Below are 16860 nucleotides of genomic sequence, written 5' to 3' on the forward strand. Positions count from 1 at the left end.
CGGGACCGTAAGTTCTCCAGCAGTGCTCAGTCACGCGCCTCACACCGAGTGCGTAGGCTGCTTCGACGTGAGTGTTCGCTCCTTCTTGTCCGACGTCGTGTACAGCGTCTACGGCCGACGCCTCATCCAGCAGGCCGCCGGGCGGCATCCCCGGCACATCGCCATCATGCTCGACGGGAACCGCCGTTGGGCTCGTGAAGCGGGCTTCACGGACGTCGCGGACGGCCACCGGGCCGGCGCGAAGAAGATCGCGGACTTCCTGAGCTGGTGCGAGGAGGCCGACGTCGAGGTCGTCACCATGTGGCTGCTCTCGACCGACAACCTCAACCGCGATCCGGACGAGCTCACGCCGCTCCTGAAGATCATCACCGACGTCACCGACGAGCTCGCCGCGCCAGGGACGCCGTGGCGGCTGCGGATCGTCGGGGCGCTCGATCTGCTACCCAGCGAAGTCGCCAAGCGACTCAGCGAAGCCGCCGCGCGCACCGAAGGGCGGAGCGGGGTCGAGGTCAACGTCGCGGTCGGTTACGGCGGGCGCCAGGAAATCGCGGACGCCGTGCGCAAGCTGCTGCTCCAGCACGCCGACGAAGGCACGTCGATTCACGAGCTGGCGAAAATCCTCGACGTCGACCACATCTCCGAGCACCTCTACACCTCGGGCCAGCCGGATCCGGACCTCATCATCCGGACGTCGGGTGAACAGCGGCTTTCCGGATTCCTGCTCTGGCAATCCGCGCATTCGGAATTCTGGTTCACCGAAGCTTATTGGCCGGCATTCCGCCGCGTCGACTTCTTGCGTGCCATGCGCGACTACGCCTGGCGGCACCGGCGCTTCGGGTCCTGAACAAGCCGAAGGGCCCCCGGAGCGTGCTCCGGGGGCCCTTCGGAAGCCTGACTCAGTGGTGGTGGTGCTCCAGCGAGTGCAGGACCAGCGCCGGGGTGGTGGCGATGCCCGTGTAGGCACCGGCGACCAGGGAGGCCGCACCGTAGCCCAGGGCGCCGCCGCCCTCGATGAACGTGGCGTAGGCGTCGCCGAACGTCGGGTCCGGCGTGCCCGTCGTGTCGCCCGTCGCGGCGAACGCGGTGCTGCCGATCATCATGAGACCCGCAGCCGTGGCGGCGACGAAACCAGCCTTCTTCAGCACTTCGCACACTCCTAGGTAGAACTGTTGGGATCCGGGGCACCGGGGGTCCGGTGGTGTGTCCCGCAGCAAGAAAATTACTCGCTTAACAGGCATCTCGTACGGCCTGTACGCCCATTGTGTGAGCCTGTAGCAGGCGCTTTCACTCGGACCGGTTCTCTCTGGGTGGCGCAAAATGCGCCGTGCACCCGAACGTGGTAGAAGCACTTCAATCGATCTTGTGAATACGTCGGGTCAGCAATTCCGCCGTGATCATTCCGACGAGTGTGCATCGTTCGAGAGGTCGATGACTGACGGTAGTCGTCACTGGGCGTCGATGTCGGCGGACCGACAGTGAGGTGACGATCTGGCGAATCACCGTGTTGGCTTCCTGCGCGATCCCGGATTCGTGGGTACCTTCCGAAGGGAGGACACGCGTTCCGTGCGAGTCCTCGCGGGAGGCCCTGGTCGTGACGGTGATCGAGGGGGCGGCGCAGCCGCCCACGAGACGCACGAGGGGGCCGGCACCCGGCCCTCGTGGCCGCGCCACCTGACCCACCGGTCAGGGGAGTGGTCCAGCCAGGGAGGTGCCCGGCCCAGCGAGTGCGGGCGTGAGGTGCACACGCCCTCGAGGGAGATGCCGTCGTGACTGCGCAGCGTTTGCCCCGTAAGGCCTCTGGCCGTTCTTCGACCGGTGCCGTTCCTGGCCCGGAGAAAGCCTCGACCTCGCCCGAATCCCAGCAGCACATGTACGTGCTCGACACGTCGGTCCTCCTGTCGGACCCGTGGGCGGTCACCCGCTTCGCCGAGCATGCCGTCGTGCTTCCGCTGGTCGTCATCAGTGAACTGGAGGCCAAGCGCCACCACCCGGAGCTGGGCTGGTTCGCCAGGGAATCCCTGCGCATGCTCGATGACCTGCGCCGCCAGTACGGCCGGCTCGACGCGCCGCTCCCCATCGGGGACCACGGCGGCACGTTGCAGGTGGAGCTGAACCACTCGGACCCGTCGGTGCTCCCGTCCGGGTTCCGGACCGACTCCAACGACCACCGCATCCTCGCCTGCGCGCTCAACCTGGCGGCGGAGTTCCCGGCGGTCACGCTGGTGACGAAGGACATCCCGCTGCGGGTCAAGGCCGGGGCCGTCGGTCTCGAGGCGGACGAGTACCGCGCGCAGGAAGTGACGCCGTCGGGCTGGACCGGCATGGCGGACGTCGACGTCGAACAGGACGTGCTCGACACGCTGTTCGGCGGCAGCACCGTCGACCCGGTCGAGTACGGCATGGACGAGCTCGCCGAGCTGCCCTGCCACACCGGGCTGCGGCTGCTCGCGGGCACGTCCAGCGCGCTGGGGCGGATCACGGCGGACAAGCGCATCCGGCTGGTGCGCGGCGACCGCGAGGCGTTCGGCCTGCACGGCCGCAGCGCCGAGCAGCGCGTCGCGCTCGACCTGCTGCTCGACTCCGACGTCGGCATCGTCTCCCTCGGCGGCCGCGCCGGCACCGGCAAGTCGGCGCTCGCACTGTGCGCCGGCCTGGAAGCGGTGATGGAACGCCGTCAGCACCGCAAGGTCGTGGTGTTCCGGCCGGTCTACGCGGTCGGCGGCCAGGACCTCGGCTACCTGCCCGGGTCCGAGAGCGAGAAGATGCAGCCGTGGGCGCAGGCGGTGTTCGACACCCTCGGCGCGCTGGTCAGCCAGGAGGTCCTCGACGAGGTCTTCGACCGCGGCATGCTCGAGGTGCTCCCGCTGACCCACATCCGCGGCCGCTCGCTGCACGACGCGTTCGTGATCGTCGACGAGGCGCAGTCGCTGGAGCGCAACGTGCTCCTGACGGTGCTCTCGCGGCTCGGCACGGCGTCGCGGGTGGTGCTCACGCACGACGTCGCCCAGCGCGACAACCTGCGGGTCGGACGGCACGACGGCGTCTCGGCGGTGATCGAGAAGCTGAAGGGCCACCCGCTGTTCGCGCACGTCACGCTGACGCGCTCCGAACGCTCACCGATCGCCGCCCTCGTCACCGAGATGCTGGAGGACCACAGCTGATCTCCCCACCGGTCGTGAGTGTTTAGGAGGGTTAGAACCCTCCTAAACACTCACGACCGCGGTTACCAGCCGGAGGGGAGGGGGCGGCCTTCGGCGAAGCCGGCCGCCGACTGGACGCCCAGCAGTGCGCGCTCGTGGAACTCCTCCAGCGTGCGCGCACCCGCGTAGGTGCAGGACGAGCGGACGCCGGAGCCGATCGAGTCCAGCAGGTCCTCGACGCCCGGGCGCTGCGGGTCGAGCGACATCCGCGACGACGAGATGCCCTCCTCGAACAGCGCCTTGCGCGCGCGGTCGAACGAGTTGTCCGTGCGCGTCCGCGCGCCCACCGCGCGCTTCGACGCCATGCCGAACGACTCCTTGTACGGCCGGCCCTGCTCGTCGAACCGCAGGTCGCCGGGGGATTCGTAGGTGCCGGCGAACCACGAGCCGACCATCGCCGCCGACGCGCCCGCGGCCAGCGCCAGCGCGACGTCGCGCGGGTGGCGGATCCCGCCGTCGGCCCAGACGTGCTTGCCCAGCTCGCGGGCGGCGGCCGCGCAGTCGGCGACCGCGGAGAACTGCGGGCGGCCCACGCCGGTCATCATCCGGGTCGTGCACATCGCGCCCGGCCCGACACCGACCTTGACGACGTCGGCGCCGGCCTGGATCAGGTCGCGCGTGCCCTCGGCGGTGACCACGTTCCCGGCGACGACCGGGACCTTCGGCGACACCGACCGGACGGCCTTCAGCGCGGCGATCATCTTTTCCTGGTGCCCGTGCGCGGTGTCCACGACCAGCACGTCGACGCCCGCGCCGAGCACGGCTTCGGCCTTCGCCGCGACATCGCCGTTGACGCCGACCGCGGCGGCGACGCGCAGCCGGCCCGCGCCGTCGACGGCCGGGGTGTAGATGCCCGCGCGCAGCGCCCCGACGGCGGTCAGCACACCCGCGAGGCGGCCGTCGGCGTCGAGACCGAGGGCCAGCTGTGCGCCCGCGCCGTGCAGGAGCTCGAAGACCTCGCGGGCCGGCGTGTCGAGCGGGACCGCGACGTGCGCGGGCTGCGCGACGTCGGCGAGCCGCGCGAAGCGGTCGACACCCGCGCAGGCCGCTTCGTCGACGATGCCGACCGGGCGGCCTTCGCCGTCCACGATGACGACAGCGCCGTGTGCGCGCTTGTGGACCAGGTTGAGCGCGTCGGCGACCGCGTCGCCGCCGGTCAGCACCAGCGGGGTGTCCCACACGGTGTGGCGGCTCTTGACCCAGCCGACGATCTCGGCGACGGCGTGGGTGTCCACGTCCTGGGGCAGCACCACCAGGCCCCCGCGGCGGGCGACGGTCTCGGCCATCCGGCGGCCGGCGACCGCGGTCATGTTGGCGACGACGATCGGGATGGTCGCACCGGTGCCGTCCGCGGTGGAGAGGTCGACGTCGAAGCGGGACTCCACGTCCGAACGGTTCGGCAGCAGGAACACGTCGTCGTAGGTCAGGTCGTGGGCGGGCCGGTGGCCGTCGAGGAAACGCACGAGTCCCCAGGCTACCTGCTGGGGCCGTGGCAGGATCGGCGGCATGAGCCGCCGCGACCGGGACCCCGAAGGACGCGCACGCAACGCACGGCCGCGTGACGGCCTCGGCCGTCCCCTGCCCTACGGCTCCGACGGCGTCGAGCGCCAGCCGGAGGGCGTGGTGCGCACCCCGGCGCAAACGCTTGCGGAAGCCCAGCGCCTGCTCGACGACGGCAAGCCGTTCCACGCGCACGAGGTCTTCGAAGACGCTTGGAAGACGACCGACGGCCCCGACCGCGAACTCTGGCGCGGCCTGGCCCAGCTCGCGGTGGGCCTGACCCACGCGGCCCGCGGCAACAACGTCGGCGCGGTCTCGCTGCTGGAGCGCGGGGCGGCGAACATCGAGCCGTTCCGGAGCGAACCGCCGCACGGGATCGACGTCGCCGGCCTGCAGGAGTGGGCGCGCAGCCTGGTCGAGGAGGCGAAGCGGCGGGTGCGGGTGACGCCGGAACCGCCCCGGCTGACGGGTTAGGGCTGGTCCCAGCCGCCCGAAGCGGTTTTCTCCGTGCCGATCGTCGTGCCCTCGCCGTGGCCCGTGTGGACCTTGGTCGACTCCGGGAGCGTGAACAGCTTCTCCCGGATGGACTTCACGATGGTCGGGTAGTCCGAATAGGACCGCCCGGTGGCGCCGGGGCCGCCGTTGAACAGCGTGTCGCCGGTGAATACGACGCCCAGCTCCTCCGCGTACAGGCAGACCGCGCCGGGGGCGTGGCCGGGCGTGTGGATGACGCGCAGCGCGGTGCCCGCGATCGTGATGGCCTGGCCGTCGGCCAGTTCGCCGTCCGGGGCGCGGCCGGGGTGCGTGAGGTCCCAGACGACGCGGTCGTCGGGGTGGAGCAGGATCGGCGCGCCGGTCGCGTCGGCGAGCTCCGGTGCGGCGTTGACGTGGTCGTTGTGCGCGTGGGTGCAGACGATCGCGACCAGTTTCCGCTCGCCGACGACGTTTTCGATCGCCTTCGCGTCGTGGGCCGCGTCGATCACGATCACTTCCGCGTCGTCGCCCACCAGCCACACGTTGTTGTCGACGTCCCAGCTGCCTCCGTCGAGCCGGAAGACACCGGACGTCACCAAGTTCTGCACGATCGCCGTCATGCGCCCGACCCTAACGGTCATTCGGCGGGTAGATGACATACCGACGGTATGCTACTGTCGCGTCACCTTACTGCGGGTAAGTTGGAGGAGCGACGCGATGACCGCGACCCGGGAACTCCTGGCGGAGCCGCTGAAACTGCGCTGCGGCGCGGTGCTGCCGAACCGCCTGGTCAAGTCGGCGCTGAGCGAGCAGCTCGGCGACCGCCGCAACGCCCCCACCCGCGAGCTGGCCGAGCTGTACCGGACCTGGGCCCGAGGTGGCGCCGGCGCGCTGATCACTGGGAACGTCATGGTGGACCCGGCCGCCCTCGGCGAGCCGCGCAACGTCGCCGCCGTGCCCGATCCCGGCGTCTACCGGCCGTGGGCTCGGTCGGTCGAAGGCACGGACACGCGACTGTGGGTGCAGCTGAACCACCCGGGCCGGCAGAGCCCGCGCTACCTGTCGCGCGAGCCGGTGGCGCCGTCCGCCGTGCCCTTCGGCAACCGCGGCATCCGCACCGCCTTCGCCGCTCCGCGCGCGTTGACCGGTGAAGAAATCGAAGCGATCATCGAACGCTTCGCCGTCGCGGCGCGCACGTTCGTCGAAGCGGGTTTCGCGGGCGTGCAGGTCCACGGCGCCCACGGCTACCTCGTGTCCCAGTTCCTTTCGCCGCTGACGAACCAGCGCACCGACGAGTGGGGCGGCGACGCCGTCCGGCGGCGCCGCTTCCTCCTGGAGGTCGTGCGGCGCGTGCGGTCGGCGGTGGGCGACGACGTCCCGGTGTCGGTGAAGCTGAACAGCGCGGACTTCCAGCGCGGCGGCTTCACCGAGGAGGAGTCGCTCGAGGTCGTGCGCGAGCTCGGGGAAACCGGGCTGGACCTGCTCGAAGTGTCGGGCGGCACGTACGAGAAGACCGCGATGATGGGCTCGGACCGGGCCAGCACGCAGGCGCGCGAAGCGTACTTCCTGGACTACGCGGCGAAGGCGCGTTCGGTCTCCGACGTCGCCCTGATGGTCACCGGCGGGTTCGCGACCCCCGGCGGGATGGCCGACGCGCTGCGCTCGGGCGCGCTGGACGTCATCGGACTCGGCCGGCCGCTGATCGTCGACCCGGAGCTGCCCGCACGGCTGCTCGGCGGCGAGGACGCCCGCGCGGAGCGGCGGTGCCCGAAGACGGGCGTCCGGCTGGCCGACAGCCTCCTCGAGATCCAGTGGCACACCCGGCAGCTGCACCGGATCGCGGCGGGCAAGCCGGTCGACCGGCGCGGCGCGGTGCCGACGCTGATCCAGGCGGGGCTGACCGACGGTCTCAACGCGTTTCGCCGGGTGCGAGGCTGAGCCGTCGGTCGTAGAACAGCGCGCCCGCGGCGAGCACGGTGAAGAACAGGCCGATGAAGACGCAGTTGAGCGTCACCTGGCCGTAGCCGAGCGCGCCGGCGTCGACGAACGGGTACGGGTAGAAGCCGGTGACCGCGCCGCGCGGCAGGGTGAACGCGAGCCAGGCCAGCGGGTAGAGCAGCGACCACCAGACCGTGCGCCAGGTCAGGACGCCGCGCGGGGCCGCGAGGAGCCAGCCGAGCACGAACAGGATCGGCGTCACCTTGTGCAGCACGGTGTCGGCGAAGAACGCCAAGCCGTGCAGCTCGTACAGGCCGGCGAGGGCGACCTGGTAGACGATGCCGGTCACGATGATGCCGACCAGCGCGTCGAGCAGGAGCACGGTGAACAGGCGCCCGCGGGCCCGGCCCAGCGCGACCAGCGCCGAGGTGACCGCGACCAGCAGGTTCGAGTCGATGGTGAAGAAGCAGAGCAGGTTCGCCACCTGGCCGTCCGCGCTGGTGGCGGTGGACACCACCTGGCTGACGAGCCCGGTCAGCGCGACCACGGCGATGACCGCGAACCAGGCGCGGGTGAGCTTCTCGCTGCGCATTTCCGGAGCTTAGCTCCACAGTGGACTACTCGACGGGTACCACTCGATCGAGGCGCGCCGGTCACCCGGGGCCTGTGGAGCGGCGCGATCGCCCAGGGCAAGGAGCACACGAGACGTACGCGATCAAGTCGGATCGCTGCTACGGACGCCGCGCGCGCCCCGGTGTCGTGCACCGGGGCGCGCGGTCGTCAGGCAGCGTGGTCAGCGGAGCGCTTTCACCAGTGCCGGAACGAAGACCGACGCGTCGACCGTGCCCCAGCCGCTGGCGATGTCGAAGCCCTTGGCCGCGGTGAAACCCGCGACGCCGTCCTGGCTGTTGTCGCCTTCGGTGACGTCGACGATGCCGGCCGACGGGCCCGCCGGGCCCAGCTTCGTGTACAGCGCCGGGTTGATCTGGCCGAGCTTGCCGTGCTTGGCCTGCACCGCGAGCGCGAGCACGCCGGCGAAGAGCGGCGCGGACTGCGACGTGCCGTGCACGCCTTCCATGCTGATGTCCGGGAACGACCGCATCTTGCTGCCGGTGATCTTCTTGACGCCGTCCTGCCAGGACGGCCGCGCGTACGCCTTCGACAGCCCGGCGCCCTCGGCGAACCCGTCGTCGGCGACGTTCACCAGGTCGTCCGCCTTGGTGCGCGTGCCGTTCGCGTCGAGGTGCAGCTGCGTGCCGCCGAGCGTGGTGACGCGCGGGTCGGACGCCGGCCAGCTCGCGACGCGGTACGGGTAGTTGCCCGGCCCGTACAGGTAACCGCCGGTCGGGCCGTCGTCGCCGGAGGACGCGACCATCGTGATGCCCGCCTTGCTCGCGCGGTCCAGCGCCGGGTCGAGCGTCTTGATCGAGTCGAACGACGGGAAGTTCTCCTCCGTCGTGCCGAAGCTCATCGAGATCACGTCGACGAGCTTGTGCTCGGTCAGGTAGTCGACCGCGTGCATCATCTCGGGCAGGCCGGTGAAGCCCTGCGTCTCGGCGACCGGCGTCGCCGCCACGACGATCTTCGCGTTCGGCGCCATGGCGTGCATCATCGTGACGTCGAGGTCGGTCTCGCCGCCCCAGCCCTGGCAGGTGGCGGTGTCGACACCGGGATCGGTGCACGCCGGCACCGGGCCGGACGGCTGGAGCACCTCGACGTTCGCCGGCGGCAGGCCGTGGTTCTTCGAGTAGGTGTCCAGGACCTCCTTCACCTTGTCGTCGCCGAAGGACACCAGCGTCGCCACGGTGCTGCCCGCGCCGGTGATGCCGGCGTTCCACAGCTTCGTCGCGTTGTACGCGGTGCTTTCCTTCGGCAGCGACGCCATCGCCGCTTCCAGCTTCGCCACGCGCTTCTGCACGGTGTCCGCGCCGACGAAAGACCGCGCGGCTGCCGAGAAGTGGTGCTTCGACGGCTGGTGCCCGGCACTCGGTGCGTTCGGCACCGGAGTGGCCGAAGCCGGTACCGCGAACGCGGTCACGAGCAGGGTCGTGCTCGCGAGCAAGCCGGACACAGCGCGCAATCTCATGCTTTTCTCCCGGTGGCTGAACGAAACTCTGTCAGCCACTCTGGCCAGAACCGGGAGAAGGCAACATCGACTTTCGTCTTTCCTTTTACGAGGAAAGCACCGCCGACACGCGAGATGTCGTGATCAAGACCTTCGTAGTCAGCCCCCTTCCGACCGGTCGCCGTGCAGCAGGCCGCGGACGGTGTCGATCGTGTCCGCGTCGGCCGGGTCCTTGTCCGGGCGGTAGCGGACCACCCGGGCGAACCGCAGCGCCAGCCCGCCCGGGTAGCGCGTCGAAACCTGGGCGCTGTCCAGTTCGATCTCCACCACCACCTCGGGCCGCACGTACACCGTCCAGTCGTCGCGGCGGGTCTCGATCTCCTGGAACCTCGTCGTCTGCCACGCGAGCAGCTCGTCGGTCATGCCCTTGAACGTCTTGCCCACCATGATCGGCGGGCCGCCGTCCGGGTCGCGGGCGCCCAGGTGGAGGTTGGACAGCCGGCCGGTGCGCCTGCCGTGCCCCCACTCCGCCGCGAGCACCACCAGGTCGATCGTGTGCACCGGCTTGACCTTCAGCCACGCCCGCCCGCGCCGCCCGGCCGCGTACGGCGACGCCAGGTCCTTGACCATCACCCCTTCGTGCCCGGCTTCCATCGCCGCTTCCAGCACTTCGGCGGCCCGGGAAACGCCCACCTCGCCGGGGATCACGTGCGCCCCGGCGACCTTACGCAAGGCCGCGTTGCGCTCGGACAGCGGCGCGTCCAGCAGGTCGACGCCGTCGAGGTGCAGGCAGTCGAAGAAGTACGGCCGCAGCAGCAGCGCCTTCACCTGCTCGTCACGTGTGCTGCCGAACCGGCTCATCGTGTCCTGGAACGGCCGGGGGCGCCCGGCATCGGTCAGGGCGAGCGTTTCGCCGTCCAGCACCACCGATTCGCACGGCAGCGCCCGCACGAGCTCGACCAGCTCCTGCACGCTGCCGGTGATCTCGCGCAGCGTCCGCGTCCAGACGTGCACCTCGTCACCCTGGCGGTGCACCTGGATCCGCGCACCGTCCATCTTGTACTCGACGATCGCCTCGGCGTGCTCGGCGACGGCCTCGTCGAGCGACTCCGCCGGAGACGCCAGCATCGGCTTGACCGGGGTGCCGAGCGCGAGCCGGAACTCCGCCAGCGCGGCCTGCCCACCGGTCATCGCCGCGACCCCGGTGACGCCCAGCTTCCCGGACAGCATGAACGCCCGCCGCACGTCCGCGGCCGGTACCTCGGCCGCGGCCGCGACGGCGTCGACCATCACGCCCTCCAGCGCGCCCTGCCGCAACTCGCCGGTGACCAGCCGGAACAGGAACTGCTGCTCCTCCTCGGTGAGCCTGGCGAACAGCGCGCGCAGGATCTCCTGCCGACGCCCCGCGGAGCCCGAGCCCGCCGCGACCCCGGCGGCCTCGGTCAGCGCGGTGTCCACTTCGAGCACCGACACGACGGGCTCCGGCGCGGGCGAAGCGCCGAGCCCGGCCAGGGTGCGCCAGCCCGCACCCAGCCTGTCCTGCGCCGTCTGCCCGGTCAGGTACGCGATCACGACGGGCAGCTCGACGAGCTCCGCGGCGCGCAGCACCGCGGCCAGGAGGGCGATCTTCGCCTTCCTGGACCTCGTCGCCGCCAGCTCGGCGGACGCCCGGACCAACTCGCTCAGCAACACCCGGACATCATGACCCGCACCACCGACAATTTCAGAACGGCCGGACGTCCGGCCTGGTCAGAGGGCAGTCTCAGCCGGTGTGGGGTTGCGACGACCGGGTGTTCGCCTGCCGTTCGTCGGCCGCGATCCAGCTGGCCAGCAGGCCGAGCGCGCGCTCGGTCTCCGAGCCCGGTTCGGCGTGGTAGACGACCATGCCCTGGTCGGGGTCCTGGGGCAGCCGCAGCGTCTCGTAGCGCAGCCGCAGCTCGCCGACGACGGGGTTCATCAGCACCTTCCACCCCTGCGCCTTCTCCTGCACGGCGTGCTCGGCCCACAGCTTCCGGAACTGCTCGCTGGCCAGGGAAAGCTCCCCGATCAGCTGGGCGAACCGCGCGTCACCGGGGTGCCGTCCGCTTTCCGCGCGCAGGTTCGCGACCAGCTCGCGGCAGACGGCGTCGTACTCCGGGTGCAGCTGCTTCGCGCGCTCGTCGGTGAAGATGAGCTTCGGCATGTTGCGTTCGGGCAGGTCGGCGAAGGCGAACGCGACTGCGCCGCCGAGCGCGTTCCAGGCCAGCACGTCCATGTACCGCCCGAAGACGAACGCCGGCGCCTGGATGGCGTCGAGCAGCTGCTGCAGCTCGGGCCGGACCAGCTGCGGCGCCCGGTCGTCCCGGCGCTTGGGCGCGGCGAGGTTGCGCAGGTAGGACTCCTCGCCGGAGTTCAGCCGCAGCGCGCGGGCCAGCGCGTCGAGGACCGCGTCCGAGACGTTCTTCGCGCGGCCTTGCTCCAGCCGCGTGTAGTAGTCGACGCTGATGCCGGACAGCTGCGCCAGCTCCTCCCGGCGCAGGCCCTTGACCCGCCGCTGCGTGATCCCCCGCGGCAGGCCCAGGTCCGCGGGGTCCAGTGCGGCGCGGCGTGCCTTCAGGAAGGCGCCCAGCTCGGCTGCGTCACTCATGCCTCCAGTATCCCCGGCTCGCGGCGCCCCGCCTGGTACTGCCAGACCCAGGTTGAGCGTGACCTGGTCCGGCCCGCCCGCCGCTTCCAGAGTGGTGGCATGAAACGACGAATTCTGGGCGGTACGGGCATCTCGGTCAGCGAGTACGCGTTCGGCGCGATGATGCTGGGCAAGTGGGGCAACCCCGATCACGAAGAGGGCGTCCGGATGCTGCGCACGGCGCTCGACGCCGGCGTGAACTTCTGGGACACCGCGGACATGTACTCCGACGGCGAGAACGAGCAGATCGTCGGAAAGGCGCTGAAAGGCCGCCGCGACGAGGTCGTGCTGGCCACCAAGGGCTTCTTCCCGATGGGTTCCGACCCCAACCAGGGCGGGCTCTCACGGCGGTGGCTGACCCGCGCGCTGGACGACAGCCTGCGCCGGCTCGACACCGACCACGTCGACCTCTACCAGGTCCACCGGCCGGACCCGGCGACCGACATCGAGGAAACGCTTTCGGTGCTGACGGACTTCGTGCGCGCCGGCAAGGTCCGTGCGATCGGGTCGTCGGACTTCCCGGCCGAGCAGATCGTGGAAGCCCAGTGGGTGGCGGAAAAGCGTGGCCTGGCTCGGTTCCGCGCCGAGCAGCCGCCGTACTCGATCTTCAACCGGGCGATCGAGACGGCCGTGCTGCCGACCGCGCAGAAGTACGGCATGGGCGTGCTGACGTGGAGCCCGCTGGCCAGCGGCTGGCTGTCGGGCAAGTACCTGAAACCGTCCGATGTGGACCTTGCCGAAGGTCGCCGGACGTTGCAGCTCCACAAGTTCGACCCGGCGCTGCCGGAGAACGCCGTCAAGTTCGAGGCGATCGCGCGGTTGAAGAAGATCGCGGACGACCTGGGCCGTCCGCTCACGCACCTGGCGACGGCGTTCGTCCGGGCGCACCCGGGCGTGACGTCGGCGATCATCGGCCCGCGGACACCGGCGCAGCTCGACGACCTGCTGGCCGGTGCGGACCTCGTGCTGGACGACGACGTGCTGGACCGGATCGACGAGATCGTCCCGCCGGGCACGGACCTGAACCCGGCCGAGAAGGACTACACCCCGCCGGCGCTGGCGGACGCGCGCCTGCGCCGGCGGTAGCGAGCCACGCCCGAGGCGCCACTTTCTCTACGAAAGATGCGGCGTCTCACGCGGATTTCACTTGCCGCCGCGGGCCATGCGGAGGACGTCGAGGGCTTCGTCGAGCTGGGCTTCGGTGAGCTTGCCGTCCTTGACGTACCCGCGCTCGATGACGACCTCGCGGATCGTCTTCAGCTCCTTCAACGCCTGCTTCGCCACCGCGGCGGCTTCTTCGTAGCCGATGTACTTGTTGAGCGGCGTCACGATCGACGGCGAGCCCTCGGCGTAAGTACGCGTGCGCTCGGTGTTCACGGTGATGCCCGCGAAGACCTTGTCCGCCAGCAACCGCGAGACGGCCGCGAGCAGGCGCGCCGACTCGAGGACGTTGCGGGCGATCACCGGCAGGTTGACGTTCAGCTGGAAGTTGCCCGCGGCGCCGGCGAAAGCGACGGCCGCGTCGTTGCCGATCACCTGCGCGACGACCTGCAGCGTCGCCTCCGGGATCACCGGGTTCACCTTGCCCGGCATGATCGACGAGCCGGGCTGCAGGTCCGGCAGCGCCAGCTCGGCGAGGCCGGTGCGCGGGCCGGAACCCAGCCAGCGCAGGTCGTTCGCGATCTTGTTGAGCGACACGGCGACCGTGCGCAGGTGCCCGGACGTCTCGACGACGCTGTCCTGCGTGGCCTGCGCCTCGAAGTGGTCGCGGGCCTCGGTCAGCGGCAGGCCGGTGACGGTGGCGAGTTCCGCGGCGACACTGGAACCGAAGCCGTCCGGTGCGTTGAGGCCCGATCCGACGGCGGTGCCGCCGATCGGCAGCTCGCCGAGGCGCGGCAGGCCCGACTTCAGCCGTTCGACGCCGAAGCGGACCTGCGACGCCCACGCGCCGGCCTCCTGGCCGAGCGTGATGGGCACGGCGTCCATCAGGTGCGTGCGCCCGGACTTCACGACGTCGGCCCACTCCGCGGCGCGCACCTCGATGGCACCGGCGAGGTACTCGAGCGCCGGGATGACGTCCTTGAGCACGGCTTCGGTCGCCGCGACGTGGATGGTCGTCGGGAAGGTGTCGTTGGACGACTGCGACGCGTTGACGTGGTCGTTCGGGTGCACGTCCCGGCCCAGGGCCCGGCTGGCGAGCGTCGCGATGACCTCGTTGGCGTTCATGTTCGACGACGTTCCGGACCCGGTCTGGAAGACGTCGATCGGGAAGTGCGCGTCGTGCGCGCCCTCGGCGACCTCGTCGGCGGCTTCGGCGATGGCGTCCGCGACGTCGGCGTCGAGCACGCCCAGCTTGTGGTTCACCCGCGCGGCGGCGGCCTTGAGCAGGCCGAGCGCGCGGATCTGCGCGCGCTCCAGGCCCCGGCCGGAGATGGGGAAGTTCTCGACGGCCCGCTGCGTCTGCGCGCGGTAGAGCGCGTCGGCAGGCACGCGGACCTCGCCCATGGTGTCGTGTTCGATCCGGTATTCCTGATCAGCCATGACACCGATTCTGGACCTGTTCGCGAGTCACCGCGTGGTGGCGTTGCGCACCCTGCGCCGCTCGCCTGCCACCGCCGTCACGGCCACCGAGCCGGCGAGGCCGCCCACACCCAGCCAGGCGAACACCAGGGCCACCGCCGGGTCCTGCTTTCCCGCGAGCTGGGTGGCGACGAGCCCGCCGGGGTCTTCGACGACCGGCACCCGGCTGCCGACCGCCAGCCGGGTGCCGGCGCCCGGGTCGAGCGAACCGGTGCTGCCGTCCGGGTTCCGCAGGTCGTAGGTGTAGTCGATCCCGGCTTTCAGGCGGTGCGCGGTCTCCGCCGCCACCACGGCGTCGACCTGCCTGCCCCGGGCGAGCAGGATCTCGTCGCCGGTGGCCGCCCAGCCGCCGTAGAACGCGGAGTACGCCGGCAGCAAGCCGAGCAGCACGAGCAACGCGCCCGTCCGGGCCAGCCAGCGGCCGAACAGCAGGAGGAGCACGAAGGACGCGGCCACGAAGAACACGAGACCTTCCGCTTGCGCCGACGGGAGTGCGAGCCGAACCGCCAGCACGAACCAGCCGAGGAGCACGACGGCGGCGGCCGACGCGCTCAGCAGCGTTCGCCGCACACCCCACGGCGGGCGCCGGTCGTCGGGTCGGCGGTGTCGCACGTCGTCGAGTGAACTCCGATCCGGCTAGGATCGGATGTGTTCTCGATCACCGCCATCCACCACTGGCTGGAGCGAGCATGACCGAAGTCCCTGGGGACTCCTACGACCTCGTGATCATCGGCGCGGGCCCGACCGGCCTGTTCGCCGCCTACTACGCCGGGTTCCGCGGCCTCTCGATGGCGGTGGTCGACTCGCTGCCCGAGCCCGGCGGCCAGGTCACCGCGATGTACCCCGAGAAGATGATCTACGACGTCGGCGGGTTCGCCGAGGTCCGCGGGCGCGATCTGGTCGACGGCCTGGTGAAGCAGGCCGCGCCGTTCAAGCCGAAGTACCTCCTCGGGCGCAAGGCCGAGAAGCTGGAAACCGTCGGGGACAAGGTCGAACTGACCCTCGACGGCGGCGAGACCCTCCAAGCCGGCGCGGTCCTCATCACCGCGGGCATCGGCGAGTTCACCCCGCGCCCGCTCCCCGCCGGCGACGGCTGGCTCGGGCGCGGCATGGTCCACTTCGTCCCCTCACTGGCCGCGCACGCCGGCCAGCACGTCGTGGTCGTCGGCGGCGGCGATTCGGCGTTCGACTGGATCCTCGCGCTGCACCCGGTCGCCGCGAGCGTGACCCTCGTGCACCGCCGCGCGAAGTTCCGCGCCGCCGAGTCGATCGTCCGGCAGGCGCGCGAGCTCGGCACCCGGATCATCACCGACGCCGAGGTCACGCGGTTCGTCGAAAACGCGAGCGGCGCGCTCGAAGCCGTCGACGTCTCGGTCAAGGGCGCCGAAGACGAGCGGCTGCCGGCCAACGCCGTCGTCGCGGCGCTCGGGTTCACCGCCGACCTCGGGCCGATCGAGAGCTGGGGGCTGGAGATCGACCACCGCGCGATCGCCGTCGACTCGACCATGGCGACCGCGCGCGAACGCGTCTACGCCGCCGGGGACGTCGCCGCGTACCCGGGGAAGGTCAAGCTGATCGCGACCGGGTTCGGCGAGGCGGCGACCGCCGTCAACAACATCGCCGTCGCGCTCGATCCGGACGCCCACCTGTTCCCCGGGCATTCGAGCAACGCCGAGTAGATCAGGCCTTCGTCTTCTCCGCGATCCACGGCGCGTACGCGACGACGGACGTGTAGATCGACGGCGCGGTGGCGCATTCCGGGTTGTCGTTGCCCGGGCGGCTGGTGACGCCGACAAGCGACCAGTGGTCGCCGTCGCGGACGATTTCGGGGCCGCCCGAGTCGCCGAAGCACGCCCCGGACTTGCCGCCGGGGTTGTCCGTGCACAGCTCCGCCGTGCCGTCGAACACCGATGTGCACTTCGCGCCTTCGACGATGTGCGTGTCGAGCTGCTGCAGCGTCTTCGGGATCTGGCCGCAGTTGAGCTTCGGGCACGTCTGGCCCCAGCCGAGGATGCGGGTCGCCGTGCCCGGTGCCGCCGCCGTCGCCAGCCCGACCGGCGCCGCCTTCACCGGCGCCGCCAGCCGCAGCAGCGCGATGTCGCCCGCCGGGTGCTGGGTGTCGAACGCCGGGTTGACGACGATGCTTGCGACCTTCGCGACTTCGCCGCCTTCGCCGGAGTCGTTCGTCCCCGCCCGCACCGACACCGCGGCCGGGGACTTGTCGAACGCGCAGTGCGCGGCGGTGACCACCCAGGTGGGGGCGATCAGCGCGCCGGCGCAGAACAGCTTTCCGGTGGCGGAGTGCAGCGACACCGCGAACGGGTACGGCTGATCGGCGTCGCCGCCCCCGACGATCGCGGGTTCGGCCGACGCGGTGGCGGGGACCAGGGCGAACACCAGAACCAGCAGGACCAGCAGTCGCCTGGGCACGGATCTCC

Annotated in this window: 16 protein-coding genes; 6 read left to right on the forward strand and 10 right to left on the reverse strand. The window is 71.0% G+C overall.

The annotated features are described in order from the left end of the window. Positions 1–67 precede the first annotated feature (67 nt). Positions 68–844 (forward strand): isoprenyl transferase, encoded by a 777-nt coding sequence (locus SD460_RS13080; RefSeq protein WP_318306195.1) that lies wholly within the window; start codon positions 68–70, stop codon positions 842–844. A gap of 52 nt (positions 845–896) precedes the next feature. On the opposite strand, the gene SD460_RS13085 is transcribed toward SD460_RS13080, so the two are convergent. Beyond that, the gene (locus SD460_RS13085) at positions 897–1145 is read right to left on the reverse strand and encodes a hypothetical protein (RefSeq protein WP_290056896.1); all 249 of its coding nucleotides are present in this window, start codon (positions 1143–1145) and stop codon (positions 897–899) included. Positions 1146–1868: 723 nt separating this feature from the next. On the opposite strand from SD460_RS13085, the gene phoH2 reads away from it, so the two are divergent. After that, the gene (gene phoH2, locus SD460_RS13090) at positions 1869–3161 is read left to right on the forward strand and encodes an RNA 5'-3' helicase PhoH2 (protein WP_318306196.1); all 1293 of its coding nucleotides are present in this window, start codon (positions 1869–1871) and stop codon (positions 3159–3161) included. Between the two features lie 62 nt (positions 3162–3223). Here the strand turns inward: phoH2 and guaB1 are convergent, their stop codons facing one another. After that, complete coding sequence (gene guaB1, locus SD460_RS13095) at positions 3224–4663, reverse strand: GMP reductase (RefSeq protein WP_290056894.1); 1440 nt, start codon at positions 4661–4663, stop codon at positions 3224–3226. Positions 4664–4706: 43 nt separating this feature from the next. On the opposite strand from guaB1, the gene SD460_RS13100 reads away from it, so the two are divergent. After that, positions 4707–5174, forward strand: a complete 468-nt coding sequence (locus SD460_RS13100) for a DUF309 domain-containing protein (RefSeq protein WP_290056893.1) — start codon at positions 4707–4709, stop codon at positions 5172–5174. Here the strand turns inward: SD460_RS13100 and SD460_RS13105 are convergent. Continuing rightward, the gene (locus SD460_RS13105; protein ID WP_290056892.1) at positions 5171–5794 is read right to left on the reverse strand and encodes an MBL fold metallo-hydrolase; all 624 of its coding nucleotides are present in this window, start codon (positions 5792–5794) and stop codon (positions 5171–5173) included. The two genes, SD460_RS13100 and SD460_RS13105, sit on opposite strands and share 4 nt — an antisense overlap. 97 nt (positions 5795–5891) lie before the next feature. On the opposite strand from SD460_RS13105, the gene SD460_RS13110 reads away from it, so the two are divergent. Continuing rightward, on the forward strand, positions 5892–7112 hold the full coding sequence (locus tag SD460_RS13110; protein WP_290056891.1) for an NADH:flavin oxidoreductase/NADH oxidase family protein: 1221 nt from the start codon (positions 5892–5894) through the stop codon (positions 7110–7112). On the opposite strand, the gene SD460_RS13115 is transcribed toward SD460_RS13110, so the two are convergent. From SD460_RS13115 to SD460_RS13130, 4 genes are all read right to left on the reverse strand, one after another. After that, the gene (locus tag SD460_RS13115) at positions 7084–7704 is read right to left on the reverse strand and encodes a Pr6Pr family membrane protein (RefSeq protein ID WP_290056890.1); all 621 of its coding nucleotides are present in this window, start codon (positions 7702–7704) and stop codon (positions 7084–7086) included. The genes SD460_RS13110 and SD460_RS13115 overlap by 29 nt on opposite strands. 201 nt (positions 7705–7905) lie before the next feature. Further along, a complete protein-coding gene (locus SD460_RS13120; protein WP_290056888.1) occupies positions 7906–9198 on the reverse strand; it encodes a S53 family peptidase in 1293 nt (430 codons plus the stop codon). 138 nt (positions 9199–9336) lie between these two features. Beyond that, positions 9337–10869, reverse strand: coding sequence for an ATP-dependent DNA ligase (locus SD460_RS13125; RefSeq protein WP_318306197.1), 1533 nt, complete (start codon positions 10867–10869; stop codon positions 9337–9339). A gap of 70 nt (positions 10870–10939) precedes the next feature. Further along, the gene (locus tag SD460_RS13130; RefSeq protein ID WP_290056886.1) at positions 10940–11803 is read right to left on the reverse strand and encodes a helix-turn-helix domain-containing protein; all 864 of its coding nucleotides are present in this window, start codon (positions 11801–11803) and stop codon (positions 10940–10942) included. 99 nt (positions 11804–11902) lie between these two features. Here SD460_RS13130 and SD460_RS13135 point away from each other — a divergent pair, with 99 nt between their 5' ends. Next, a complete protein-coding gene (locus SD460_RS13135) occupies positions 11903–12928 on the forward strand; it encodes an aldo/keto reductase (RefSeq protein ID WP_290056885.1) in 1026 nt (341 codons plus the stop codon). 57 nt (positions 12929–12985) lie between these two features. Here SD460_RS13135 and SD460_RS13140 read toward each other — a convergent pair whose 3' ends face one another. Further along, positions 12986–14383 carry a class II fumarate hydratase gene (locus SD460_RS13140; protein ID WP_290056884.1) on the reverse strand — a complete coding sequence of 466 codons (1398 nt, stop codon included), beginning with the start codon at positions 14381–14383 and terminating at the stop codon, positions 12986–12988. Positions 14384–14410: 27 nt separating this feature from the next. Further along, on the reverse strand, positions 14411–15034 hold the full coding sequence (locus SD460_RS13145; protein WP_290056882.1) for a hypothetical protein: 624 nt from the start codon (positions 15032–15034) through the stop codon (positions 14411–14413). A 77-nt stretch (positions 15035–15111) separates the two neighbouring features. Here SD460_RS13145 and SD460_RS13150 point away from each other — a divergent pair, with 77 nt between their 5' ends. Then, positions 15112–16101: an NAD(P)/FAD-dependent oxidoreductase gene (locus tag SD460_RS13150; RefSeq protein WP_290056881.1), complete on the forward strand. Its 990-nt coding sequence runs from the start codon at positions 15112–15114 to the stop codon at positions 16099–16101. 1 nt (position 16102) lies between these two features. On the opposite strand, the gene SD460_RS13155 is transcribed toward SD460_RS13150, so the two are convergent. Next, complete coding sequence (locus SD460_RS13155) at positions 16103–16852, reverse strand: S1 family peptidase (RefSeq protein ID WP_290056879.1); 750 nt, start codon at positions 16850–16852, stop codon at positions 16103–16105. Positions 16853–16860 lie beyond the last annotated feature (8 nt).

It is taken from the genome of Amycolatopsis solani (assembly GCF_033441515.1).
Classification (GTDB): domain Bacteria; phylum Actinomycetota; class Actinomycetes; order Mycobacteriales; family Pseudonocardiaceae; genus Amycolatopsis; species Amycolatopsis solani.